General features: G+C 44.8%; 18 protein-coding genes. 12 read left to right on the forward strand and 6 right to left on the reverse strand.

All coding sequences use genetic code 11. The features are described from left to right. Window positions 1-122: 122 nt before the first annotated feature. The 6 genes from JOD21_RS14555 to JOD21_RS14580 all read left to right on the forward strand — a co-directional run bounded on the left by JOD21_RS14555 (window position 123) and on the right by JOD21_RS14580 (window position 8,752). Window positions 123-1,589, forward strand: coding sequence for a circularly permuted type 2 ATP-grasp protein (locus tag JOD21_RS14555; RefSeq protein ID WP_204730321.1), 1,467 nt, complete (start codon window positions 123-125; stop codon window positions 1,587-1,589). Next, window positions 1,570-2,538 (forward strand): alpha-E domain-containing protein, encoded by a 969-nt coding sequence (locus tag JOD21_RS14560; RefSeq protein WP_204730322.1) that lies wholly within the window; start codon window positions 1,570-1,572, stop codon window positions 2,536-2,538. Before JOD21_RS14555 ends, JOD21_RS14560 begins: the two co-directional genes overlap by 20 nt. 51 nt (window positions 2,539-2,589) lie before the next feature. Next, window positions 2,590-3,441: a transglutaminase family protein gene (locus tag JOD21_RS14565; RefSeq protein WP_204730323.1), complete on the forward strand. Its 852-nt coding sequence runs from the start codon at window positions 2,590-2,592 to the stop codon at window positions 3,439-3,441. 340 nt (window positions 3,442-3,781) lie between these two features. Beyond that, window positions 3,782-4,429 carry a Rossmann-fold NAD(P)-binding domain-containing protein gene (locus JOD21_RS14570; protein WP_204730324.1) on the forward strand — a complete coding sequence of 216 codons (648 nt, stop codon included), beginning with the start codon at window positions 3,782-3,784 and terminating at the stop codon, window positions 4,427-4,429. A 73-nt stretch (window positions 4,430-4,502) separates the two neighbouring features. Next, window positions 4,503-6,335: a cation:proton antiporter gene (locus JOD21_RS14575; RefSeq protein WP_204730325.1), complete on the forward strand. Its 1,833-nt coding sequence runs from the start codon at window positions 4,503-4,505 to the stop codon at window positions 6,333-6,335. A gap of 266 nt (window positions 6,336-6,601) precedes the next feature. Further along, a complete protein-coding gene (locus JOD21_RS14580) occupies window positions 6,602-8,752 on the forward strand; it encodes a DNA topoisomerase III (RefSeq protein ID WP_204730326.1) in 2,151 nt (716 codons plus the stop codon). Between the two features lie 79 nt (window positions 8,753-8,831). Here JOD21_RS14580 and JOD21_RS14585 read toward each other — a convergent pair whose 3' ends face one another. Beyond that, a complete protein-coding gene (locus JOD21_RS14585) occupies window positions 8,832-10,211 on the reverse strand; it encodes an MFS transporter (RefSeq protein ID WP_204730327.1) in 1,380 nt (459 codons plus the stop codon). A gap of 198 nt (window positions 10,212-10,409) precedes the next feature. Between JOD21_RS14585 and ybaK the strand changes: the two genes are divergently transcribed. From ybaK to JOD21_RS14605, 4 genes are all read left to right on the forward strand, one after another. Further along, complete coding sequence (gene ybaK, locus JOD21_RS14590; protein WP_204730328.1) at window positions 10,410-10,883, forward strand: Cys-tRNA(Pro) deacylase; 474 nt, start codon at window positions 10,410-10,412, stop codon at window positions 10,881-10,883. An 87-nt stretch (window positions 10,884-10,970) separates the two neighbouring features. Then, window positions 10,971-11,303, forward strand: a complete 333-nt coding sequence (locus JOD21_RS14595) for a YflT domain-containing protein (protein ID WP_204730329.1) — start codon at window positions 10,971-10,973, stop codon at window positions 11,301-11,303. Window positions 11,304-11,578: 275 nt separating this feature from the next. Then, window positions 11,579-12,220, forward strand: coding sequence for a YczE/YyaS/YitT family protein (locus tag JOD21_RS14600; RefSeq protein WP_204730330.1), 642 nt, complete (start codon window positions 11,579-11,581; stop codon window positions 12,218-12,220). Window positions 12,221-12,373: 153 nt separating this feature from the next. Beyond that, window positions 12,374-13,495, forward strand: a complete 1,122-nt coding sequence (locus tag JOD21_RS14605; protein WP_239581625.1) for an acyl-CoA dehydrogenase family protein — start codon at window positions 12,374-12,376, stop codon at window positions 13,493-13,495. 238 nt (window positions 13,496-13,733) lie between these two features. On the opposite strand, the gene JOD21_RS14610 is transcribed toward JOD21_RS14605, so the two are convergent. The 4 genes from JOD21_RS14610 to JOD21_RS14625 all read right to left on the reverse strand — a co-directional run bounded on the left by JOD21_RS14610 (window position 13,734) and on the right by JOD21_RS14625 (window position 20,495). Beyond that, on the reverse strand, window positions 13,734-16,661 hold the full coding sequence (locus JOD21_RS14610) for a carbohydrate binding domain-containing protein (RefSeq protein WP_204730332.1): 2,928 nt from the start codon (window positions 16,659-16,661) through the stop codon (window positions 13,734-13,736). Between the two features lie 136 nt (window positions 16,662-16,797). Next, window positions 16,798-17,817 (reverse strand): LacI family DNA-binding transcriptional regulator, encoded by a 1,020-nt coding sequence (locus JOD21_RS14615; RefSeq protein ID WP_204730333.1) that lies wholly within the window; start codon window positions 17,815-17,817, stop codon window positions 16,798-16,800. 236 nt (window positions 17,818-18,053) lie between these two features. Then, window positions 18,054-18,842, reverse strand: coding sequence for an endonuclease/exonuclease/phosphatase family protein (locus tag JOD21_RS14620; RefSeq protein WP_204730334.1), 789 nt, complete (start codon window positions 18,840-18,842; stop codon window positions 18,054-18,056). Between the two features lie 3 nt (window positions 18,843-18,845). After that, the gene (locus JOD21_RS14625; RefSeq protein WP_204730335.1) at window positions 18,846-20,495 is read right to left on the reverse strand and encodes a PTS transporter subunit IIBC; all 1,650 of its coding nucleotides are present in this window, start codon (window positions 20,493-20,495) and stop codon (window positions 18,846-18,848) included. Between the two features lie 196 nt (window positions 20,496-20,691). On the opposite strand from JOD21_RS14625, the gene JOD21_RS14630 reads away from it, so the two are divergent. After that, window positions 20,692-21,993 (forward strand): DUF2254 domain-containing protein, encoded by a 1,302-nt coding sequence (locus JOD21_RS14630; protein WP_204730336.1) that lies wholly within the window; start codon window positions 20,692-20,694, stop codon window positions 21,991-21,993. Window positions 21,994-22,025: 32 nt separating this feature from the next. Here JOD21_RS14630 and JOD21_RS14635 read toward each other — a convergent pair whose 3' ends face one another. Next, the gene (locus tag JOD21_RS14635; RefSeq protein ID WP_204730337.1) at window positions 22,026-23,300 is read right to left on the reverse strand and encodes a tetratricopeptide repeat protein; all 1,275 of its coding nucleotides are present in this window, start codon (window positions 23,298-23,300) and stop codon (window positions 22,026-22,028) included. Between the two features lie 227 nt (window positions 23,301-23,527). Between JOD21_RS14635 and JOD21_RS14640 the strand changes: the two genes are divergently transcribed. After that, complete coding sequence (locus JOD21_RS14640) at window positions 23,528-25,639, forward strand: choice-of-anchor J domain-containing protein (protein WP_204730338.1); 2,112 nt, start codon at window positions 23,528-23,530, stop codon at window positions 25,637-25,639. Window positions 25,640-25,713: the final 74 nt, after the last annotated feature.

A 25,713-nucleotide genomic window follows, 5' to 3' on the forward strand; every position in this document is an offset into this window, starting at 1 on the left:
CTGTGACAAAAGAAGGGTAAAGATTAAAGTATTTTCTGAAAATTTAGAGGAATTTAATCTTCAAATGTTGAAAAAGTTTCATAGAGATGTTTAAGAATGATCATAAAAAGGGGGACAGGGCAATGTTTAAGCCATATCAGTCAGACCGGAACTTTGATGAAATGCTCGAAAACGACGGATCCACCAGGGCTCACTATCAGGATTTTCATAAAGTAATGGACCAGTTCAGTGAAGCGGAACTGAGAGAAAAGCATGAAACAGCCCAGCTCAGTTTTTTAAGGCAGGGAATCACTTTCACTGTCTATAACGATAATGTTGGCACTGAACGTACAATGCCGTTTGATTTCATTCCTATTATTATGCCGCCTGAGACGTGGACGATGATTGAAAAAGGGATGAAGCAACGCGTTGAGGCACTGAACATGTTTCTTGATGATATCTATCATAATGCTGAAATCGTAAAAGACGGTGTGGTTCCGAGAGAATTCGTTGAACAGAATCCGTATTATCTTAAAAAGCAGGTCACTGGCATCGATGTGCCTTTGAAAAATCATATATTTCTTGCGGGAATTGATCTGATCCGTGATCAGGAGGGTACATACCGCGTGCTCGAAGACAACCTGAGAAATCCTTCAGGCATGTCTTACGTCTATCAGAACCGTTATGTGATGCGACAGGTCTACCCGGAGTTTTTCAACCGTCACAGCATACATTCACTCGAACATCAGCTGTCGCACATGCATGAAGCCGTGCTTGACCACTGCCCAATCAACTGTCTGCATGAGCCGCGTGCTGTGCTGCTGACGCCCGGGATGTATAATTCCGCTTATTACGATCACGTATTTCTCGCGCAGCAGATGGGGATCGAGCTTGTAGAAGGGCGCGATCTTCATGTCAGAGACAATATTGTGTATGTTAAAACAATCAGAGGAATGCAGCGGGTTGATATTATCTACCGCCGCATTGACGATGAATTCCTTGACCCCCAGGTGTTCAATAAGGATTCAGCATTGGGTGTTCCGGGACTGATGAGTGCTTATAAAAAAGGTAATGTATCAATCCTGAATGGTGTTGGAAATGGAGTAGCAGATGACAAAGCGATGTATGCATTTGTCCCTGAAATGATCCGTTATTATCTGAAGGAAGATCCGATTATCCCGAATGTAGATACGTATTTTATGAGAAATATTGAACAGCGTAAATGGGCGCTTGAAAATCTGGATCAGCTTGTCGTAAAAAACGTAGGTGCATCAGGCGGTTACGATATGCTGATTGGACCGCATGCGACGAATGAAGAAATTGACCGGTTCAGAAAGAAAATTGAAGAGGAGCCACATCAATATATTGCACAGCCGACGATTCAACTTTCACGCGCACCTGCTTTTCAGGATGGACGTTTTTATCCATGCCATGTAGACCTCCGCGTATTTGTCATGCGGGGCAAGAAAACGCATGTCTTACCTGGCGGACTGTCGCGTGTAGCACTGAAGGAAGGATCGCTTGTCGTGAATTCATCACAGGGCGGCGGCGGTAAAGATACATGGGTATTGAAAGGAGGCGAAGACAATCATGCTGAGCAGAGTAGCTGATTCACTTTACTGGATGTCACGAAACATTGAGCGGGCAGAAAATAATGCGCGGGTGCTTGGGGTTCAGCTGATTCAGATGCTTGAAGCCTCTTCCGAAGAAACACTCGCCCGTCATGACTGGGAAACGGTACTTGAAATTTGCGGGTCCGTAGAGGATTTCAACCGGATGTACCCGAAGATGAGCACGAATCATCTGATTGATTATCTTGCATTTGCTGAAAATAATCCAAATTCCATTCTGAGCTGTATTAAATATGCTCGTGAAAATGCACGTACGACACGAGACAGTATTCCGAACGATCTTTTTGAAGTATGGAACAACCTTTACCTTGAAACGACTGAAATGAGAATATCAGAAGGTTCGCTGAGAGATATTCAGCAATTTTTAAACAGAGTCAAAATTGCAGCACTGACTTCGCATGGGATTGTCGATTCCATGATGACTAGAGGCGTGCCTTACAGGTTTTTCAATGTTGCAAAATGGCTTGAGCGCGGTGAGAAAACAGCGCGCATTCTGAACGTGCTCAACGACCGCTCAACTGCTGACAGAGAAAAAGCTGACGGCACGAATTATTATTACTGGCGTTCAGCGCTGCAGCTCGTCAACGGTTATGAAGAATATCTGAAGCAGTATCCGCCAAGAATGAATGAAAAAGACATTCTTACATTCCTGATTTCGGACTTTTCATTCCCGAGATCCATACAATATTGTATGGACCATATCAGAGAATCTGTGATTTCACTTGAAGGCGGACGTGTCTCACATTATTCATGGAGAATATATGCAGCGCTTGATTTAATGATTGATGAATTTGACGAACGTAAGATCAGTTCGCTGAAAGATGAAGGCATCAGTGCATTTTTAGATGACTTCCAGAACAAATGTAATGATATCGGACGGATTTTTTCTGAGACTTACTATCTTGTCGAGCCTTCCAAAACAACTTGAAAGGGTAAGGCTGAAAAAGAGAAACTGACAACACGAGGGAGCGGAAGTCCTATGAAGTATGAAATTACTCATACAAACACGTTTAATTATGCTACAAAAGTTGACCAGAGTATGAATGAGATCCGCCTGAAGCCGAGAACAGATGAGTGTCAGAGGCTGCTGGCTTACAGAACAGAGCTGACACCTACTGCACTTACAAAGGAATATCAGGATATCTGGGGCAACAATGTAGAATCATTTTTTATCGCGGAAATTCACCAGGCGCTTGAAGTAAAGACGATTTCAACCATCAGTATTCAGCGTAGTCCTTTTATAGAAAGAATTGATTATTCACCTGAAATGAAATCAATTTTTCATTCAAATATTTTCAGACAACAGTATTTACCGTTTCTGAACCAGACTGCCTACACCTATGTAACAGAAGACCAGGTGAATGAAGTGGTCAATCAGATTGGAAACACTGAAAACCCGGTCCGTTTTTCACTCGACGTGATGAAATATGTTTATGACCTTTTCTCATATGATCCGGTAGCGACAGATGTGAATACAAAAGCAACAGAATCAATCGTAGGCAGAAAGGGCGTCTGTCAGGATTATGCCCATGTCATGATTGGTATTCTGAGAGCCCGCAGTATTCCGGCCCGCTATATCAGCGGCTATCTGTACGTCGGGGAAGATTCAGCCCTTGTCGGGGACGCTGCCACTCACGCGTGGGTGGAGGTCATGGTACCGGGAATTGGCTGGGTAGGACTTGATCCGACTAATAATGTCGAAGCGCTGGAAAACCATATCCGGATCGGCGTGGGCCGTGACTATGCGGATGTAAGTCCCCTACAGGGCGTGTACCGCGGCGGTGAACAGGAGCTTGATGTAAAGGTAAGTGTTAAATTGCTGGATCAATAAATGTAAAAGAGAAGAAGGTCTTGTGTACAAATCAACTGCACAAGACCTTCTTCATCTGAGTGAACGCTTATATGAGGCTATGTTAAGGGCCGATATTGTTTTAGCACAGCTGTTGATTGGAGCGGAAGGGGGACGACTCCAGCAGGAGAAGCGTGACAGGTGAGACCCCGCAGACGCGCAGCGTCGAGGAGGCTCACCGCACGCCCTGCGGAAAGCGTTCCCCCTGAAGCGGAAATCAACGGCCGGCTTTAACAGAGCTTATATATAGCACATTCAACCTGCCTGAATTAGTTTAGATGTCTTCTCAGATGTCGATATACTAAGAAAGGCGGTGATTGAGATGAAGACCCGCACTGCGGCAGTGATCGGTTCACACACGGCAACAGGCCGTGAACTGATTAAGGAATTATGCTCACGCAGCGTATATAATGAAGTCATTGTCCTTTCTGAAAGAAGAATGACATTTAATCATGAAAAAATATCCGAGCGACTGATAGATTTCAGATATATTGAGGCAGGTCATTTCGGCCTCGTGGATGATGTGTTCTGCTGTGTGCAGCCTGACAGACATGACAGCTGGTTTGACCCGCTGAAAACGGCAGCAGCAGCTAAAAAAAGCAATGTCTCGCAATATCTTGCACTTTCTTCAATGGGAGCGAACCCCCGCTCGATCTTAAAGCTGAACAGGCTTTACGGTGTTTATGAAATGCAGCTTAAAAAGCTTAACCTTCCTTCCCTGCACCTTTTCCGTCCATCCATTCTGCTGACTGACCCGGATGAGTTTCGTGTAAAAGAATCGGCTGCTTCAAAATTTATTGCATTCGCTGGTTGGGCGATGATGGGGCCCTTTAAAACTTATAAAGGGATCAGAGCTTCACAGCTGGCACTGGCGATGACTGAAAAAGCACTGAACAGCTATTCTCCAAAAGTAGCCATTTACAAATCAGGTGTAATTGAGAATACAAAAAGAGGAGAATCAGAGACTTAATTCTTCTTAAAAAACAAAAATACTGGTAAAGTATATGCATATTAGTCTGAAGCTAAAAGGTGGTGTCACGGAGTTGTTTAATTCCTTATTATTTACGGCGATGCTGGTCGTCTTTCTCGGTATTCTGTCCCAGTGGTTATCATGGAGAATCCGTATGCCTGCAATCGTTGTAATGTCGGTGGCAGGAATTATCGTGGGACCTGTACTCGGGTTTATTAATCCGGAACAGGAATTCGGTGATCTGTACGGCCCTATTATTTCAATGGCTGTTGCCATTATTCTTTTTGAAGGAAGCCTGCAGCTCGATTTCCGTGAAATCAGAGATCTCGGAAGGCCTGTATTCAGAATCGTCACATTCGGTGCGTTTCTTGCCTGGATTCTCGGCTCTCTGACAGCGCACTACATAGCAGGTCTGTCACTGCCTGTAGCATTTGTCATCGGGGGACTCTTTATTGTGACAGGACCTACAGTTATTTTGCCGCTGCTCAGGCAGGCAAAACTGAAGCCGAGACCCGCCAAAATTCTGAAGTGGGAAGGGATCATTGTTGATCCGTTTGGCGTCTTGATTGCACTGTTTGCATTCCAGATTATTCTGTTCTTTGTAGATGAAGCAGTTACATTTACGAATCTGTTATTATTCTTTGGAGCAGCGGCGTTTGCCACTGTGCTCGGGTGGGTCCTCGGCCGCGGAATGGGCTGGATGTTTGAAAAAGGATATATCCCTGAATTTCTGAAGTCACCTGTTCTGTTTGCAGTTGTATTATTCTGTTTCAGCATAGCAGATGAAGTCATGCACGAAACGGGTCTGTTATCTGTTACAGCGATGGGGATGACGATGGCAAATATGCACATCTCGTCAATCAGCGATATGCGTCATTTTAAAGAAAATATCTCAGTATTGCTGATCTCAACCATATTTATCATGCTGACAGCGTCCCTTCAGGTGGAAACGCTGCTTGAGATCTTTAATCCGAGAATTATCGGTTATGTCGTGTTGATGCTGCTGATCGTAAGACCTCTCTCAATCTGGCTTTCCACAATCGGGACAGACTTGTCCTGGCAGGAGAGGACACTTGTTGGATGGATTGCGCCACGTGGTATTGTGGCCCTGACAGTATCAGGATATTTCGCCTCTGTCCTGCTTGAAACTGGTTTTGAAGATGCAGAGATTTTAACAGCACTGACATTTGCACTCGTCTTCTCAACAGTAGTCGCACACGGTTTCTCTATTGGCTGGGTAGCAAAGAAATTGAAGCTTGCTAATGATGATCGTCCTGGCATGATTATTGTAGGTGGTAATGCCTTTACAAGAGGGCTTTCAGCTATTCTGCAGGAAGTGAAAGTACCCGTGATTCTGGTTGATTCAACCTGGCGCAACCTGGCACCTGCAAGACAAAGGGGTGTACCGACGTTCCACGGTGAATTATTATCCGAGCAGACAGAATATAAGCTTGATATGACACCTTATGAAGCGATTATTGCAGCTACTTCTCTTGATTCATATAATGCGCTCGTCTGTTCAACATTTACGCCGTCGATCGGGCGTAAGCATCTGTTCCAGGTTTCTATGGAAAAGAACCATGATGCTGATCTTGAAGGACTTCGTCATACTGTGGGCGGACGCATTCTGTTTGACGAAAAAGCAACACTTCAGGAACTGATCAGACGCGTTGAAAGCGGACATGTTTTCAGACGCACACAAATTACTGAACAATATTCATTTGAACAATATAAAGAAGAAATCAACGGTGATGATCTGTTAATCGGTGTATTAAATAAGACGGGGCATTTTGAACCGTTCGTTAAAGACTGGGAAGAAGTGATTAATCCCGGAGATACGCTGATCAGACTGACATCTTCAACGAAAGAAGCAGAAAAAGCAAAGCAGAAACAAAACGAGAAATAACTGATGGAATCCGGGAAGCGTGTATGAGCGCTTTCCGGATTTTTTTGGTGGTGCGATTGTGCAGGTAAGAGACCATCGTGAGGCTGGACATGACCTCAGGCTGCGCGGATACGACCTTCAATCCGGGTGTATCGTGCCGTCGGGAGCGGAGATACAACAGTCGCAATCCATCACACAACCACTGGGGCAGCGTGAGCAGTCACTCAGGACGCTAGGATATGTTATACTCACCTACAGAATGAAACTAATAAAGGACGGATTTAATCATGAAAAAAACAGTCGTACTGGCTGAAAAGCCTTCAGTTGGCCGCGATATTGCACGCGTGCTGAACTGTCACAAAAAAGGAAACGGTTATCTTGAAGGGGACAACTATATTGTCACGTGGGCGCTCGGTCATTTAGTGACTCATGCAGACCCTGATCATTATGGTGACCAGTATCAATCATGGAACCTTGAAGATCTGCCGATACTTCCTGAAAAAATGAAGCTTGTTGTGATCAAGAAGACAGGCAAGCAATTTCAGTCAGTGAAAAGCCAGCTGACGAGAGGTGACGTCGGAGAGATTGTCATCGCTACAGATGCGGGGCGTGAAGGTGAATTGGTTGCCCGCTGGATTCTTGAAAAAGCGAAAGTGAATAAGCCGGTCAAACGCCTCTGGATCTCATCTGTCACAGACAAAGCCATCCGTGAGGGCTTTAAGAATCTGAAAGACGGTAAGCGCTATGAGCCGCTTTATCATTCAGCTGTTGCCCGTGCTGAAGCTGACTGGATCGTCGGAATCAATGCGACACGTGCGCTGACAACCAAATTCAACGCACAGCTTTCATCAGGCCGCGTACAGACGCCGACGATTGCCATGATCGCCATGCGTGAAGAGGAGATTAATCAGTTTAAGCCGAAAAAGTTTTACGGACTGCAGGCAAAAGCAGACGGGTTGACGCTGAAATGGACAGATGGAAAAACCAATCAAACGTTTGATCAGCAAAAAGCAGACAGCCTTTTAACGAAAATAAAAGGCCATGATGCAGTGATTAAAGAAGTAAAGAAAACGCCGAAAAAGACGTATCCAAAGCCGCTGTATGATCTCACTGAATTGCAGCGGGACGCACATAAACGCTTCAGCTTTTCAGCAAAAGAAACACTCTCAGTGCTGCAAAAGCTGTATGAGCAGCATAAGCTTGTGACATATCCGAGAACAGACTCACGCTTTCTGACATCTGATATGACTGAAACGCTCTCTGACCGCCTAAAAGGTATGAAGGTGCCGCCTTATGCCCAGCACGTGGTGAAGCTTCTGAGAAAACCGGTCAAAGCAGGCAGCTTTATTAATGATGCAAAGGTGTCAGACCACCATGCGATTATTCCGACTGAAGAAACGCTCAGGACAGAAAAACTGAATGATAAAGAATGGAAGATCTATAACCTGATCGCAGAGCGCTTCATGGCTGTACTGATGCCGCCATACGAATATGAGCAGACAGTTGTAACAGCTGAGATTGGCGGGGAAACATTCACTGCAAAAGGGAATATTCCAATAAAAATCGGCTTTAAAGAGCTTGAACAGAGTGAAGAAGAGCAGCATGCTGCGCTTCCAGATGTAGAAAAAGGCAGCCGTCTGAACGTTCAGCATGTGAGCGTTACAACAGGCGAAACGCAGCCGCCGGCAAGGTTTAACGAGGCTACACTTCTGTCAGCCATGGAAAATCCGAAAGCCTATATGCAGGGGGAGAAAAAAGAGCTGATTGAAAAGCTCGGTGAAACAGGAGGACTTGGAACCGTTGCGACACGCGCTGACATTATTGAAAAGTTATTCAACAGCTTTTTAATCGAAAAGCGCGGCAATGATATTTTCCTCACGTCAAAGGGACGCCAGCTGCTTGACCTGGTCCCTGAGGAACTGCGGTCACCTGCACTGACAGCAGAATGGGAGCAGAAACTGTCTGCAATTGCAGATGGCAAGTTGAAGCAGCAAGCATTTATGACTGAAATGACCCAGTTCTCTAAAGATGTAGTACGTTCCATTAAAAACAGCAAAGCGCAATATAAGCACGACAATATGACCGGCACGCATTGCCCTGACTGTGGTAAGCTGATGCTTGAAGTAAACGGTAAAAAGGGTAAAATGCTCGTCTGTCAGGATCGTGAATGCGGCCATCGTAAAAACGTAGCCAAAAAAACGAATGCCCGCTGCCCGAAATGTAAAAAGAAGATGGACCTTCGCGGTGAAGGTGATGCGCAGACATTCAGCTGCGTCTGCGGCTACCGTGAAAAGATGGATGCCTTCCAGAAACGCCGCAAGGAAAATCAGAAAAATAAAGCAGGTAAGCAGGATGTAAAGAAATATATGAAAAAGCAGGATCAGGACGAACCAGTGAATACAGCACTTGCTGATGCACTGAAGAACCTGAAACTATAAGAAAAAGCGTTTCTCTCCGTGAGTGGAGGGAAACGCTTTTTGAGTAAGAACGGAGTTAACTGTACCGCCTAACTAATATTTAACTCACTTCCACATGCTTAGCAGAAGCCCTTTTATAAAAAATCGTAAAGAATACAACACTTGCAGTCGCAAGCAGTGTCAGCACCAGAAACAGGTTGCTGTAAATAATGTTCTCTCCGCCTGCAGAGAACGGGTTCAGACGTAGTGTCACGCCCTGAATCTCAAGCACCGCGCCAAAGATCGCACTCGCAAACGCACCACCCATAAAGTTCAGCAGGTTAAACAGTCCGATCCCAACACCATTTTCCTCGCGGCTGAGCGTTGAAGAAAGGATATCAGCAGTAGAACTCTGAACGAGCGGGAAGCCAAGGTAAGCAACGAGCATACAGACTGAAATGATCCATGCCTGACTGCCGGCAAAAGTTGAAATCAGCAGACATCCGCCTGCAATTAAAAGCAGTGCAGTGATGACTACAGGCACCCCGCCGCGCTTATCAATCACGCGTCCGCCAACCTGACCGAGAAACCCTGAAATAATCGCACCGGGAAACAGTACAAGTCCAATTCCGATTGTCGAAAGTGCATTCAGGTCACGCAGCATAATCGGAATAATGAAAATCAGTCCGAAAAGGCATGACGTCCCGAAGAAGCTCGTCAATACAGTGACTGTGTAACGTTTGTTTTTCAAGATAGCGGGCTGAATAAACGGATTTTTCGCCTTCAGCGTCCACCAGACAAACAATCCACCCGCAACAGCTGTCACACCAAGCACCCACAGCGTATAAGTCGTAATGACAAACAGCAGGCTGGCAACTGTAATCGCAATTAAAATTGCCCCGGGAATATCAATACTGCCCTGGCGGCGTTCTTCCTCAGGCAGCCATCTTCTGAAAAGCGGGATCGATAAAGCGGACATCATGGATAAAATGAATAAAAAGCGCCAATCCAGCACGCCTCCGATCAGACCGCCAACAATTGGTCCTACACCCGAAGCAAATGCAACAGTTGATGCCACATACCCAAATACCTTACCGCGGCTTGATGGCATAAACCTCGCTGGAATAATAAATGACAGCGCCGGAATACTCGCACCACCCATTGCCTGGAATATTCTCGCGACAATCAGCGTCGGAAAGTTAGGTGATAAGAAACCAATTAATGAACCAATCGCAAATAATGAAATCCCGATCGTAAACAACGTCCGGATCGCAAATAAATCAGCAAGCTTCCCATACATCAGCGAGCCAATCGCAAAAACGAGAATGTAACCCGTCAGCACCCAGCTCACCTGAGAAGGAGATAATTCAAAATCCGCAGCAATATCCGGAACCGCCACATTGAACATTGTCCCATTCATCACTGTAAACGCCAGGATCAAACAAATTAAAAAAGTCAGCTTTTTCTTCTGACTGTCTGGAACTTCTTTTATATCTGTCATGTTATAACCTCATTGTTTCTTTTATTTTGTGAAAGTAGATACTGGTCGAGGTAGAGGGGGGGCAGACCCGGTTCTACTTTATAATAAATATTTCGCTATCCAAAATAATCATAGAGCCTGAATTGAATATTGTAAAACAGTTTAGCTGAATTCGTGTAAAATAAAAATAATCAGAAAACGCAAAAGGAGTGTGTAAAGTTGGCTAAAGGTAAGACAAATGCGATGCGAATGCTAGAAGCAGCAGGTATTTTCCATAATACGACTGAATATAACGTGAAGGATGGTCTGACTGATGGAGTGTCAGTAGCTGAGAAAATCGGCCGCGAACAGGAAGAAGTATTCAAAACGCTGGTAGCACAAGGCATTTCAAAACAATATTTTGTTTTTGTTATACCCGTTCACCGGGAATTGAATCTGAAAAAAGCCGCTTCTGCAGCCGGTGAAAAAAAGATTGAAATGATCCCGATGAAAAGTCTTCAGCAGATCACCGGTTACATAAAAGGGGGGTGCTCTCCGATCGGTATGAAAAAACAGTTTCCAACATTTATTGACCGTTCAGCAGAAGAGCGGAAAACGATTCTCGTGAGCGCAGGGCAGATTGGTAAACAAATTGAAATAAACCCGCATGACCTTTGTCAGATCACGGGTGGAACGTTTGCAGACCTGACTTAAAAAACTTTCAAACGTTTAACTGTTTCTGAAGCCGGGTAGAATTGTTCTGTAGAGCAATTTACAGCAAATAACCAGGAGGAGATAAGCATGAGTCTATTTTACAAAGAGTTCACAAATGATGAGGAAGTAGTAAATGCAATTGGCTCCATTAAAGCAAAAGGTGTTAACGAAGATACGATCTATGTCGTGACACATGATGATGACCGCACAAAACGAATCGCAGATAACGCCGACGCAAATACACCTGGCGGATTTGCATCAAAAGCTAAAAACATTTTTAACAAAAAAGGCGATGAGCTTCGTGATCAGTTCCAGCATCTTGGATTCACGGCCTCAGAAGCTGAAGCGTTAGAAGAAAAACTGGATGAAGGTAAAGTCATTGTTGTTGTAAAAGACGCACCGGCAGGCTTTACATTATAAAAACGAATGGAAATCCGTCCTCTTAGCAGGGCGGATTTTTTTGTGGATTGAATGGTGGTTGGGTGTAGGCGTAAGTCTATTTACATTATGCGTGGAACCTTGCAGGTTTTATGCCGTACACCAGCATGTTTACTCCGAACATCCCCACTTTTTCGTCAAACCAACCCGAACCCAGCCCAAACACCCCATCCCAAAACCCCCACCAAATATGTTAAAGTAGTCTAAGTGAAAATACCGTAACGGGTTTTACCCGTCATATAGAAAGAAGGATCTGAATGAATAAGAGAGAAAAAACGCTGCGCTGGAGTTTCTTCCTCATTGGGCTTGTCGTGCTTGGACTGGGCATATCAATGACAATTAAAGGGCAGCGGCTCGGCATTGGTCCGTGGGATGTCCTGCATGTTGGTTTGTTCCAGCAGCTCGGGCTGACAGTCGGAACATGGGCGATCTTAGTCGGTGCGTTCATTATCGCATGTACTGTTGCTGTGACGAAAAAGCCGCCACGCATCGGAGCCATTTTGAATATGCTGTTAATCGGAGTATTCATTGATTTCTTCAACTGGCTGATTCCTGATCCACAGTCGCTGCCGGGCGCAATTGCCATTTTACTCGCAGGGATTGTTGTAATGGGCTATGGTGTGGGCATTTATGTATCTGCAGATCTTGGTGAAGGACCGCGTGACACCATTATGATGATGATTGTCAGAAAAACGGGCTGGAATTTGTCCAAGGTGCGCCGCAGCATCGAATTAGTTGCGCTGGTCATCGGCTGGCTGCTTGGAGGACCGGTTGGAATCGGCACCATCCTGATTGCCTTTTTCACAGGAACGATCGTGAATCTGTCACTTCCGCAAAGCCGTATGACATTGCAGAAAATGCTGAACAGAGAATCGAAAGCGGCTGCTCATCACGCGTAGAGGCGGGTCAGACCTGCTTCTACGCTGACAACACATCCGTCCCATTTCCCCGAGCAGATCGGTTGGTTATAGAAACAGTGTCCTGTAAACTTATACGAAAACGCAGGAGTGATGTTTGTGTACGATTTTACAAAAACAGATGCGCAAAAGAGAATGCTGGCTGAATTGAACAGACTCATTCCTTCATTTAAAAAGCGCGAACACTTACTTGATGAACCAAATGCTTATCCGAAAGAGAATATAAATGAACTGATTCATACTGGTTATTCAAAACTGACGCTCCCTGAAGAATTTGGCGGTCAGGGTAAAGGACTTTATGAACTCGTGCTTGGCCAGGAAGCGATTGCAAAAGGGAGCGGCGCAACAGCCCTGTCGATCGGCTGGCATACAGGCACGCTGCTTGAATTCAGCGAAAGACGGCACTGGAAAAAAGAAGCAGCTGACTTTATTTTAGAAAAAATCAGTAATGGCGCCATTGTTAATACAGCTGCTACTGAAAAAGGAGCGGGCAGTCCTGCGAGAGGTGCACTGCCAAAAACCACAGCAGTGAAGACGGCTGACGGTTTTGAAATCACAGGGGAGAAGTCATATACGTCTCTTGCGCCGATGCTTGACTATATATTTGTCACAGCAGTGATTGAAGGAACGGAGCAGGTGGCAACGTTTATCATTCCGGCGGATGCAACAGGGGTATCGATCCGTGAATCCTGGGACAGCATAGGGATGCACGGGACTGCGAGTCACGATCTTGTTCTTGAAAAGGTAGAGGTTCCTGACATGTATATGCTCAAGGATGGAAAAGAAGCAGGTGCGAAACCACCAATGAGCTGGCTGCTTCATATTCCGGCATGCTATATCGGTATTGCAGCGGCTGCACTTGAAGATGCCTCAGCGTTTGCGTCTTCCTATGAACCTGCCTCACTCGGTGAACCAATTGGGAGCCTGCCGAATATACAGGAAAAGCTAGGCGATCTGCAGGTAAAGCTGCTCAGTGCAAGACAGGTAATGTATCATACAGCAGAAGCCTATGAACGTGCTGATAATAAAGAGGACGTGCGCGCACTGCTCAGTTCGTCAAAAGTGCATGTAACCAATGCCGCAATTGACATTGTAGAAAAAGCGATGAGAATTGTCGGTCCACAGAGCATGTCGGCAAAAAGCCCGATGCAGCGCTATTATCGCGATGTGCGGATGGGACTTCATAATCCGCCGATGGAAGATATGGTGAAGGGGCAGTTTGGGAAGCAGATGGTGGATGAGAGGATGCAGGATTAATTGAATCAGCAATTGAAATATATCTATCTTCTTTTCAGTTAATTCCATCATCTTTTAGGTTAATTCAACGTCCAGCTGTCTCGAAAGATGGAATTCTATCACCAGTTGCCATCATTCTATGATCTACAGCATTAATTCTATCACCTTTAGATTTATTCGAACACCGCACACCGAACACCGAACACCGCACACCAAAAAGCCGAGACCAGGGACAATCTCCCGAATCTCGGCTTTTTTCTTATTCCAATGTTACATTATCAATCTTAATCTCATGCGCTTCGTTTGCTTCACCGGCAACTGTCCCCATAAGGAACTTCAGGCTGAGTGATTCCTGTGTAGCTGCAGTAAAAGTGAATTCATAAGTTTGCTGTTCGCCTGTAAGCTCGACGATTTCAGATAGTGACCTTGCGTAAGCAGCATCTTCAAGCGTCACTTCAATCTTCCGGTCAACAGTAGAACGCGCATCAAACTTCAGCGTATACGTTTTGCCAGGAAGCAGTGACAGGTTATCCTGGTATAATTGAACGCCCCAAGGCTCTGCACTCTGCTGGCCGATCTGAATCAGTGCCTGGTCATCAGCATGCTGCACAGTTGCATCTGTATCAAAGTGTGAATATGTCACCCATGGCTCCAGACTACCATCAAATGTTCCGTTTTGAATTGGCGCATCGCTTGCAGGTCCGCCAACTCTTTTCAGTGAAAGGTTATCAAGCTCTACATTGCCTTCTCCGTTAAATGAAATAACGAATTGTGCATTCAGGTCAGTCACATCAGGCATTGTGAATGATACATTCTGCGTTGACCATTCAGTATCTGCTGTAACGGTTTCACTTGCATACACGGTTGAACCATCTTCGCTCACCAGTTCGATCTGCATGTCGCTTTGCTGATCTGCTTTTACATCAAGCGCCAGTTCATAAGGGCTTTCGCTTAACAACTGAATGCCTTTTTGGACAAGCTCACCTGGACCGTTTACCTTCAGTACGCGCTGATCCGGGTCAACTGAGACACTATCTTCGTCTGTGTGCCAGAACAAAAGTCTGTCCGGAAAGCCCTGATCAAATGTGCCGTTATAGATCAGGTTGCCGTTTTTAAGCGGTGATTTTGAAGCATCCGGATCGATTTCAGGTGCAGTTGTTTCTTCGACTCTTACTTTGCCAATCCATGCAGGAAGCGTTGAAAGGCCAAGGTTGAATTCCAGGCGTGCTTTTATGTCAGTTTCTTCAGTCATCTGGAAGGTCATCTCATAAGACTGGACGTCATCTGTCAGTGAAAATGATTCGCTGCTTGAATAGGTGGCGTAATCTCTGTCAGCGTCTCCGCTTACTTTTACATTAATATCACGATTAGCTGTTGATTTTGCATCAAAGCTTACCTTGTAATAACGGCCTTTTCCGATTGTTACGTCCTGGATCAGCTGCACAGCATAAGGCTGGCTGCCTCCGTTTTGAATATCGGCTTTGGCAAATGTCTGTCCATTCAGCTCATCAAGTGAAAGGGAGGCCTGTCCACCAAAGTCAGGCAGGGCAAGGAAGTACCAGTGATCAGTTCCAGGAAGGCCTTCCACACCTTTTACAGTGCCCGTGTCTTCAGTAAAGTCATTGTTATAGACAAGGTTACCGTCTTCAAGTGGCAGCTTTGCGCCTTCAGGAAGCGGTTCAGCTTCAACGACTGGCAGTTCCGGCGTCTGATAGGCACGTCCGGTCAGGTCATAAACACGCACATAATCGACGTTCATTGACTGCGGGAACATGGTTTCTTCTGTCGGATCGCCATCAAAGTTTCCGCCGATCGCAAGGTTCAGCAGCATATGGAATGGCTGATCGAATGGTGCAGGATACGTATGGTTTGCTGCAGCATTTTGCTCTTTGCTGTACCAGTTGTTCTGTGTCTGGGTCAATACGCCATCTACATACCAGCGGATCTCACCGGGCTCCCATTCAACAGCGTAGACGTGCTCATCTGCAATGGTGGAACCGTCCGGGAATGTGTATTCAGCTCCTGTGTATTTGTTGTTCGGCCACGTTTCACCATAGTGAATGGTGCCGATTGCATGGTGAGGCTGACTGCCTTTTGCTTCTAAAATATCAATTTCCCCTGAAGCTGCCCAGCCGCCGTAACGATCTTCTTCAGGCAGCATCCAGAATGCAGGCCAATAGCCTTTTCCTGTTGGAAGAGAGGCTTTCATTTCAAATTTTCCGTACGTTTTTGCGAAAAGTCCTTTTGTCTTCAGGCGTGCAGAGGTATATGAAAATCCTTCATACTCTTCTTCAAGCGCAGTGATGACCAGTTGTCCGTCTTCCGTTCGTGCATTTTCAGGACGGTCAGTGTAATATTGCTTTTCGTTATTTCCCCATCCGGAGACGAATGTTCCATTTGCATCAGTAAACCCGTTTCCGATCTCAAACATCCATTTAGAGCGGTCGATTTCCGTCCCGTTGAATTCGTCATGCCATACGAGTGACCACGGTGACACAAAGTCATCCGGGTTTTGTGTAGGTACGCCATTCAGCTGAAGCTCCGTTTCAAGCTCAGCAGCTTCAATGACACCGTCGCCATTTAAAGAAGAGCCGGCTGCAAGTGTTGACACGTGGAGGGATTTAATCAGACTGTCAACCGCATGATCAATATCTGTAAGCGCATTCAAAAATAAGGAATCAATGACGCCTTCAATTGCCAGCTGATTCAGCTTTTCGGATTGTCCTTTGTTTTTCCCTTCAGTGAGAACAGATGTGAATTCTCCTGATAAATCAAGTGATGAACCATTCAGCAGGGAAACGTCTTTAAATCCTTCTGCTGTCAGCTCAAGTTCTGTAAGAGAGCCGTTCCCGTCAAATAATGTTTCCTCAATAACCGAATCACCGGACACTGTAAATGATGATTCATGGGAAGAAGTTTTAACAGAGAGTGTTTGCAGGGAAGAGTTATTGATTACTAGACTCTCAGGTGCTTTTCCCTTTATGTAGACTGTACCTTCAACTGTGACGTTGTCGAGTGTAATTTTCTTTCCGGCAGCTGGCGTAATGAGAAGATCTCCTTTAATGACCTCATGGCTTAGCACATCATTTTTCAGGTTAACGGTGTTTTTCTTCGCAACACCTGTGCCTGCAAAGCTGGACATAGACAGTGTAAAGGCTAACAATATTGCACTGCTCTTTTTTAACATTCAATTGCCTCCTTTTATTTTGTCCTACGTGGGACATTTGATTATTACTATAAAGCATTCAAGTAAAAAGACAACATTTTTTTACAATAATGAATGCTTTATATGATCTTAGATTCAGTTTTTTACCATCTATATGTCAGTTGGTAGGGGATGCGCAGGATTGCCGTTCGATCAGCCGGGCATAAAAAGGCTGGTAAGGTGCCGGCTCTCCTTCTTCGACCCGGCTGATTAACTGTATGACCAGATATTCTGCCATTTCAACTCTCGGAAGGTGCATAGTGGTGAGAGAAGGGTTCGTATATTCAGTAAGCCTGACATTATCAAAGCCTATTAACGAAATCTGCTGCGGGACGGATATGTTGTGTTCACTTAAAGCTTTCAATGCACCGATTGCAATCAGATCATTTGAACAGAAAACGGCAGTGGGAAGGGTGCCTTGTTCGATCCACTCGCAAATCGCATTGTAGCCTGACTGTTCGACGAAGCTGCCTTTAAAGACCGGACCTTCCTTAAGGTTTGCCTGCTGAAGTGCCTGTTGGTAGCCTGAAAGACGCTCAACGGCAGCCCGGTTTTCGAGTTCACCTGTAATGATGCCAATTTTCCTGTGACCAAGCTGAATGAGATGTTCTGTTGCATGAATGGCAGATTCATGGTTTAACAGGACAGGCACAGGAATGTCCTGCTGAGTGGCATCAAGGTTATTCTGGTCAAAAACGCCGACTAAAAAACCGGCCTCTATAATCTCATCTGCTATCTTTTGCACACTTGACCAGCTGATGATCATGCCGGCATCAATACTTTTTTCTCTGTACAGTTTTAAAATAGGGGAGGTGTCATTAACAGTTGATGTCGTAACAAGCACATTATAACCGCGGTCAGCGCATGAGCTGATCATACTGCTGATCACGGTACTGTAAAAGAGATCATCCGCGTAAATATTATGTTTGTCAGGATCCTGAATGATAAATAAACCAAGCGTCTGCGTTTTCTTTTTCGTCAGTCGTCTTGCAGAGACGTTAGGGTGATAGTTGTGCTCATTCATGATCTGAAGGATATGTTCACGCGTTTCTTTCTTTACCTGTGGGGAGTCATTTAACACCCGCTGCACCGTTTTCCTCGAAACGCCTGCGAGTTTTGCTATATCAAAAATATCCATTTTTTCCTCCTGAATCGTGCTATATGAAACATTATAGCTTATGAAAAACCCGCCTGCATCAGCATACGGGTCAAGTGTTCGAATGAATGTTTGATTTTACTGCCATTAATTGGCGGGTTCGTGACCACTGAGCGAGTTAACGCGACCAAAAAGAGTGGGTTCGCGACCACAATGGGGCAGTTATATGACCACACCGGGCGGTAATGCGACCACAACCCGCTAAAAAGCAGAAAACACTAGATCTCAATCTCCACTTCCACTCCAAAATGATCCGACACAACAGGCTTATGCGCACCGTTGAAAATAACCTGGGATGACTTTACGCGTACAGGCACTGAAGCAAATATATAATCAATACGCAGCGGCTGTGCGTTACCTTCCCAGCCGGCAATCTGACCGAATACTGTTACACCGCTGTCTTTCGTTTCAGCAAGTGTGTATGTGTCATGAAGTCCTTTTGCTTTCAGTAAATCATAGCCTTCATTCTTCAATCCGGCGTGGTTATTAAAGTCACCCATATAAAATGATAGCCGGTCAGTACGTTGCCTGTGCAGCAGCTGTTCAACCTGATGTGTGTATGGTTCTTCTTCATCACCCCACCAGCCGAGGTGGCAGGAATAAAAATCAATCAGTTGACCGCCTGCATCAACTGTGATGCGGGGAACAGCACGGGTTTTCCAATGAGCCGGATCCTCAGATTCACTAATGAAAAAAGAATCTGTTTCCATAACAGGAAGGCGCGAGATCAGCGCGACGCCTTCTTCATACACGTCATATCCATAATGACAGAAAGACCAGTGCATCCGGTCATCTGTTCTGCCCAGTGAATTCAGACGCTTCAGCAGCTCAAGTCCGAAGTGTCCTTTTTTATAAGCGCCTTCTGCAGGCGCGTCAGTCAGCTGACTTACTTCCTGCAGGGCGATAATATCGTAGTCGCGTTCAACAATTGTCTGTGCAAGGATATCAAGTTTTTCAAGCTGCTGATCCTCCTGCCAGGAATGACAGTTCAGCGTTAGCAGTTTCATACATTAAGCTCCTAACTCATCCTGAATATCTGATTTTAACACGTCAGCTTTTGGACCGTAGATCGCCTGTACACCTCTGTCGCGAAGGACAAGACCAAGTGCACCGTTTTGTTTCCAGATTCTTTCGTCAGCTACAAGACCGGTATCTTTTACCGTAACGCGAAGACGCGTCATACATGCATCAACATCTTCAATGTTTTCTTCTCCGCCTAAAAGTCCGATAATGGCAACAGCCTGAGAATCTTTATTGCTGTCAGTTGTTTTAGCTGTAATCTTTTCTTCAGTTGTTTCCTCAATATAGTTCCCTGCACGTCCAGGAGTAGGGAAGTTGAAGCGTTTGATCAGGAAGTAAGCTGCACCAAAGTTCACAGCAAACATCAGTACAGCAACCAGAATCAGATTAATCAGATCGCCAACCAGTCCCGCATTTACAATCAATGGTGTTCTTGTCAGGAATTCAATAAAGCCAAATGCGTGAATCCGAAGGTCAATCAGATCCGCAAGCGCAAATGAAACCCCGGTTAGCACTGCATACACAATATAAAGCAGTGGTGCGGCAAACATGAACATAAATTCGATTGGTTCAGTGACACCAGTTAAAAATACAGCCAATCCTGCTGAAAGGAACATTGATTTATATTTAGCTCGCTTATCTTTATCTACATTCAGATACATTGCCAGTGCAAGTCCAATCAGTGCAGCAGATGAAGCGATGAACTGGCCGACTTTAAAGCGGGCAGGCACGACTTCTTCAGTCAGCTGATTGTAGCCAGCAGTATTACCCTGCTGAAGCATGTTGTACAGATCTGTCACCCATGCAAGCCAAAGGGGATCCTGACCTGACACGGTGCTGCCGGCACTTGCGCCAGTCTGAATCACATAAGTACCGCCAAGCTCTGTATAGTTAATCGGAACAGTCAGCATATGGTGAAGGCCAAACGGCAGCAATAGACGCTCAAGTGTTCCAAAAATAAATGGTGCAATAACTGGCGCAGAGTTACGTGAATTTGCAATCCACTGTCCAAAATCATTCAGCAGTCCCTGAATAAATGGCCATACAAGAGACATAATGAGAGCCACTACAACAGAACCTGCAATCACAACAAACGGAACAAAACGTTTTCCGTTAAAGAAAGACAGTGCCTCTGGCAGACTGCTGAAGTTATAAAATTTGTTATAGAGTGCAGCGCCAAGGAAACCTGAGATGATCCCGACGAATACACCCATATTCAGAGCAGGTGCACCAAGTACAGAAATAAAGTAATCAGCGACAATGAGTTCCGATCCTAGAAGGGAAGTCACTGTTGCAGCAGGGTCAGCCAGCATATCGGCATTTACACCGAATACGGCCCCTGTAACGCGGTTAATCAACAGAAATGCAATTAATGCAGCAAATGCACCGCCAGCGCGGTCTTTTGCCCATGAGCCACCAATAGCGACGGCGAATAAAATATGCAGATTCGTAATAATCGCCCAACCGATGTCTTCCATGACTCGTGCAATCGTTTGCATTAACATGATGTCACCAGTCATCATCGCAAGCAGTTTCCCAAGTGAAATCATAATACCGGCAGCTGGCATAACTGCTACCACAACAAGCAATGCTTTACCGAACTTCTGCCAGAAATCAAAAGAGCCAAAAATCTTTTTCATCACAAACCCTCCAAGGTCCTATGTATGGAAATTATTTATATGTACTACTTAATGCAACCGTTTGCACCATTCGTTCATGTAGAATATTGTATATACAAGTTAAAAAACATGCAAGCGTTTTAATAAAATAAATTCCTGAGAAGCTTATAATCAGCTTATTCAGGGAAATTATACAGTAAAAAGAGGGGGAGTCAGCATGAAAAAATGGTGGATCAGTCTGAAGGATAAAGTCTGGCTCAGACCGGCCATGTACAGTCTTCTCGCAGTAGGACTTGCAGCTGCTGTAGGATATTTTGATATTTATTATGGGGGTACCATTCGCGATATGCCTGCGATCTTTTATACTGAAATCGATCTGGCACAATCGATTTTAACTGCATTAATTACAGCACTATTAACGATGACAACTTTTACTTTCTCTACAATTATGGTTGTGCTGACGACGTATGCTTCACAATATTCTCCGAAAACAATTAAAAATTTTATTACTGATCCTCTGACACTCAGGGTACTTGGTGTGTTTATGGGAGGATTCATTTATTCTACGCTGTCTATGCTATTTATGCGGGACAGTTTTTCTGAGGACCCCGTTATTGCCGGGGTAGTTGGTGTACTGATTGCGATTATTTGTCTGATTTTCTTTGCAATCTTTATTCATCACGTAGCTACAGAAATTCAGGCCAGCCGGCTTGTAGAGCGTCTGGCTAATGATACAGATGAAGTGACAGAATACTATTTTCAATTTATGCAAAAAGAAAATGTTTCTTTAGAGCATACAGGTGAAAACTGGCATCCTGGTGAAACGTTTTATCAGGTGCCTGCCCATCGTTATGGATACGTTCAATATGTTGATCTTGATCAGCTGGCTAAAAAAGCAGCTGAACATGAAGTGAAAATTGAGTTGAATGTGCCACTGGGCGAATACGTGCATAAAGCGACTCCGCTGTTGACTGTTTATGTCAGGCCGGAAAGGCTGCCAGAGGTAAGAGATCTGCCGCTTACTGACAGTTTTCTCATTGGAAATGAACGTGATGTACGTCAGGATCCGGTTTTCGCGATTCAGAAAATGGTTGAAATTGCGCTGCGTGCAATTTCTCCGGGGATTAATGATCCGAATACTGCAAATGACAGTATCAGACATATCGGCAGACTGCTCGGGAATATGTCACAGTTCCCTGTACGCCCGATTCTGATGACAGATCAACAGGGCCAGGGAATTGTTAAAATCACACTGCCAACTTTCAGAGACATATTATATAAGACCTTTTTTCAATTAAGACATTATGGAAAAGAGGATGTCTCCGTGCTGACTGCTATGCTTGAGTCAATCGCATTTGCCGGGGAAAACGCACCCCGTCAGCACCTGAAAGACTTAAGAGATATTGCATCATATGTCATTGAAGAAGCGTCACTCGCGCAGATGCCTGCAATGGACCGTGAATGGATTAATCAGAAGCTGCAGGCAGTTGAGAGAATTACGGATAGAGGGGAAATATGAGAAAGGACATTCCGCATTGGAATGTCCTTTTATTATGAAATCATCGTCTTCAACAATTCCTGATACGCTTTCGCCTCATCAGCCTGTCCAGCAGCAAGATACGTTTTAGAAAGACGCTCAACCGGTTCCCTGGCACCCGGATTAAGCTCCATTTCATACGTATAACAGTCAATTGCTTCATTGTAGAATCCGATTTTTTCATAGAGTTCTCCAGCAGCAGTCTGCTGTTCAGGATCTTCCGCTATTTCTGCAAGCTGTCTGACCAGCTGATAGACGGGCAGGTGAGAGACACATTCCAGTTGATGTAAAAGTGTATCAATATGATGGTCCGGTGATTTCCCAAGCGAGTTGAGAATCATCTGGTTCAGTTCCATCGGGTGTTCAGCAAGCATAGGCGAAAGCTTACTGCAAAGGTCTGCAAATGAAATGCCTTCAAGATTATCCTGATTCTGCAGCAGTGCCCTTAAATCTCTGACATCTGCAGCTTTCAATTTAAAAGGGGTGGTGATCAGTAATCTGACAGCTTCAGCCGGCTGTTCATTTCTGACAAATTCTCTGAATGAATGTCTTGCAGGTTCATCATAACCGTCCGATAGCAACCTTTCGTAAAGCGTCTGCTGCTGAACAGGGGAATAATGAGTGCTTGTAAACGCGAGCAGGGTTTTAAAAGTACCCGGTCCCGGCGTTAGTCTGTACTCTTCTTCCGCTGCAGCGAGCTGGTGCTGGATAGAGAAGCCGTTAACCAGATTTCTTTTTTGCCAAAGCTGTCGCTGATCATCTGACAGATCGACCTTTTCAGAGCGTGTCGACTTTACCCACTCATGTTCAGGGTAAATAGATTTAATCCGCTGAAAAACCAATTCTGCTTTCTTGAACTTCCCTTCCCGCTTATATGTGTAGTAATGCTCCCTTAGTACTTTAAACAGTTTTTCTTCTCTGATCAGACCGTCAAAGCAGCTGAAGATGTCAACGGTCTGCAAGGGATCCGTCTGCAGTTTTTTCATCAGTGTTGTCAGCGACTGGTTTTGTATCGTTTCTCCCTGGGCGGCCAGTTGATCTGCCAGCGGATGGGGACATAAAAAAACAATTCCCTGCGTGAACGCTTCTTCAGTGTAGCTGCGTCTTTTAGAACGGCTCACTTTTTTAGCGGCAAGGAATTGCTGATCTTTAAAATATAGGTGATATAAAAAGTCGTGCTTATCTTGGGCTTCAAGGATCGTACACGGAACGTGAATAGCCAGACGGACTGGCGTCAGGGCGGTTATGGATTGAGCTTTGTCTTTTAAGTAAAAGGTTTGATTCAACATTCTCGTTCCTCCTCTCAGATTCAGGTTTATTATATCATACTTTTAAGCATACGAATGAAGACTTATGAACCAGGACTAAAGTTTATTTGGTACTCGAAATAAAATATAAGTGATATATTTACCCCTTTTTGGGAGAAATTAACCGTGTTAAATTTCACTTTATTCTGAAAATTTCGCATGTTAAGCTGTAAAAGCATGACAAAACGTAGTTCGAAAGGGGAAATAAGATGAAAAAGAAACCGGTATTAAAAGTACTATCTTCAAGTGCACTGGCACTTTCACTATTAGCTCCGGCTGCTATAGTCCCGGGCACAGCATCAGCTGCACCTGCAGACACGCCAAACTGGGATACTGAACGCTACGGGGATCGTCAGGACATAGATACATATCTTCAGAGTCTGAGTGAAGATGAGGATTTCCTGAAGCAGGCTGAAAAGAAAATCAAAGCGCAGGCCGGACAACTGCAGGATGATGAAGAGTCATCAGAGCCTGATGCAGCAGGTGAAGAGCATTTTACTTATGATGGTGGTACCAAGCTGTTTTTAGACCGCAACTTAGCATTTAAAGAATTCACCCTGCGGAGTGTAGGAGAGAACGTAGAGGTCTGGGTCGCAAATGATTTGAGTTACCCTGAAGGTGACCCTCGCGCAGCGGACGTTGTCACACAGGAGCAAGTTGATCAGTTGACGGCTGAGTTTGATTCGAATATGTATCCGGTCGCAACAGACTTCTTCGGTACACCAGACCAGCTTGACGGATCAAATGCTACGGTTCCCGGAATGGTTGGTCTGCCTGACGATTATTATGAAGGCAGCGATAAAGTGATCATGATGATTGATAACGTAAAAGATGATGCGTACTATGATCCGGAATATCCATTCTTTGTAGCAGGATTCTTCTGGCAGACGCTTGAAAATTATATGGACCGTAATATCATTACAATTGATACAAATAATTGGGAAGAGCGTCTTGAATCAACATTCTACGCAACGACGATTCATGAACTTCAGCACTTAATTCATGCTGATAACGACGCAGCAGAAGAAACTTGGCTGAATGAAGGGATGTCAACGTTCTCTGAATACCTTGGCGGATATGGTCATGGTGAAGGGTCAATTAATTTCTTCCTGGATCATCCCGAGAATTCGTTAGTAAACTGGGATGACCACAAAAATGCTTCAACTGGTCCAGAAACGATCGCAGACTATGGACAAGTATATCTGTTTACACTTTATCTGTATGACAAATATGGTCAGGAATTTATCCGTGAACTTGCTACAGCTGAAACACAGGGAATTGCTTCAGTAGACGAAGTATTTGCTTCTAATGGAATTGATATGACATTTAAAGAAGTCTATCAGAACTTTATGACAGCACTTGCACTTGATGACGGCAAAGGTAACCAGGGCGTATATGAATTTGACAGCATCAATCTGCGTGACCTGCCAGTTGATAATGAGGGTACAAAGCGCGGCACAACAGTCAGCTATGAAAACGCACTTGAAGTTGAAAAAGAAGGCGTACCTGCATGGGGCGGAGACTTCAAATCAATCGACTTCTCGAACAAAGTAAAAGATTTTAAGTTTAATGGAATCGACTTCCTTCAGCAATGGACGTCAGTTGAAGATCCATTAAATCCTGATAACCAGGTGCTTTACAGCCAAAATGGAACTGAATCTGACAGCGAGCTGATCTTGGAAGCTGACCTGACAGGCAAAGATTCAGCAACACTTACATTTGACCACCTGTACGACATTGAAGAAACTTGGGATTACGGCATTGTTCAGGTGTCGACTGATAACGGCAAAACATGGACATCGCTTGAGAACGAAAATACACGTACAGAAGTAGCAGATGGTGGATATCCTACAATTATTGAAAACGTACCAGGCTTCACAGGTAAAGTAGACGAGTGGACAAGCGAATCATTCGACCTGAGCGCGTACGCAGGTCAGGAAGTCCTTGTCTCATTCCGCTACATGGAAGACTGGGCTTCCAGCCATGAGGGATGGTACATCGATAACGTTCAGGTAGAAGCAGCAGGCTTTGAATCTGACGGCTCATCAGTTGAACCATTCAATTCACTTGCTGAAATGAATGAAGAATTCCTTGAGTACACAGTTACCTTCATTCAGGAACGCGGAAAAGGAAACGCGCATCCGAAAGTATGGCACGTCGATCCATTTACAATCAATGATGAAGACGCACTGCAACTGAACCAGTTGTTTAAAAACGGAAATGTTAAAATGATCACAACATTTGCAGCGCCGGAAGGTATTACAAGCCCTGTTGACTTTACGTATGAACTATTAACGAAAGCCAACAAGAATAACAGATAACCAGCATGAAAAGAGCACTCCTCACAGGGTGCTCTTTTTGTGGGTAAATAAAACATATTATGGGTATTATATAA

This window comes from Jeotgalibacillus terrae (assembly GCF_016908195.1).
In the GTDB taxonomy this organism is placed as follows: Bacteria; Bacillota; Bacilli; order Bacillales; family Jeotgalibacillaceae; genus Jeotgalibacillus; species Jeotgalibacillus terrae.

Coding starts and splice junctions, on each gene's coding strand:
- JOD21_RS14555 (WP_204730321.1), top strand. CDS start 123: ATGTTTAAGCCATATCAGTCAGACCGGAACTTTGATGAAATGCTCGAA.
- JOD21_RS14560 (WP_204730322.1), top strand. CDS start 1,570: ATGCTGAGCAGAGTAGCTGATTCACTTTACTGGATGTCACGAAACATT.
- JOD21_RS14565 (WP_204730323.1), top strand. CDS start 2,590: ATGAAGTATGAAATTACTCATACAAACACGTTTAATTATGCTACAAAA.
- JOD21_RS14570 (WP_204730324.1), top strand. CDS start 3,782: ATGAAGACCCGCACTGCGGCAGTGATCGGTTCACACACGGCAACAGGC.
- JOD21_RS14580 (WP_204730326.1), top strand. CDS start 6,602: ATGAAAAAAACAGTCGTACTGGCTGAAAAGCCTTCAGTTGGCCGCGAT.
- JOD21_RS14585 (WP_204730327.1), bottom strand. CDS start 10,211: ATGACAGATATAAAAGAAGTTCCAGACAGTCAGAAGAAAAAGCTGACT.
- JOD21_RS14595 (WP_204730329.1), top strand. CDS start 10,971: ATGAGTCTATTTTACAAAGAGTTCACAAATGATGAGGAAGTAGTAAAT.
- JOD21_RS14600 (WP_204730330.1), top strand. CDS start 11,579: ATGAATAAGAGAGAAAAAACGCTGCGCTGGAGTTTCTTCCTCATTGGG.
- JOD21_RS14605 (WP_239581625.1), top strand. CDS start 12,374: ATGCTGGCTGAATTGAACAGACTCATTCCTTCATTTAAAAAGCGCGAA.
- JOD21_RS14610 (WP_204730332.1), bottom strand. CDS start 16,661: ATGTTAAAAAAGAGCAGTGCAATATTGTTAGCCTTTACACTGTCTATG.
- JOD21_RS14615 (WP_204730333.1), bottom strand. CDS start 17,817: ATGGATATTTTTGATATAGCAAAACTCGCAGGCGTTTCGAGGAAAACG.
- JOD21_RS14620 (WP_204730334.1), bottom strand. CDS start 18,842: ATGAAACTGCTAACGCTGAACTGTCATTCCTGGCAGGAGGATCAGCAG.
- JOD21_RS14625 (WP_204730335.1), bottom strand. CDS start 20,495: ATGAAAAAGATTTTTGGCTCTTTTGATTTCTGGCAGAAGTTCGGTAAA.
- JOD21_RS14630 (WP_204730336.1), top strand. CDS start 20,692: ATGAAAAAATGGTGGATCAGTCTGAAGGATAAAGTCTGGCTCAGACCG.
- JOD21_RS14635 (WP_204730337.1), bottom strand. CDS start 23,300: ATGTTGAATCAAACCTTTTACTTAAAAGACAAAGCTCAATCCATAACC.
- JOD21_RS14640 (WP_204730338.1), top strand. CDS start 23,528: ATGAAAAAGAAACCGGTATTAAAAGTACTATCTTCAAGTGCACTGGCA.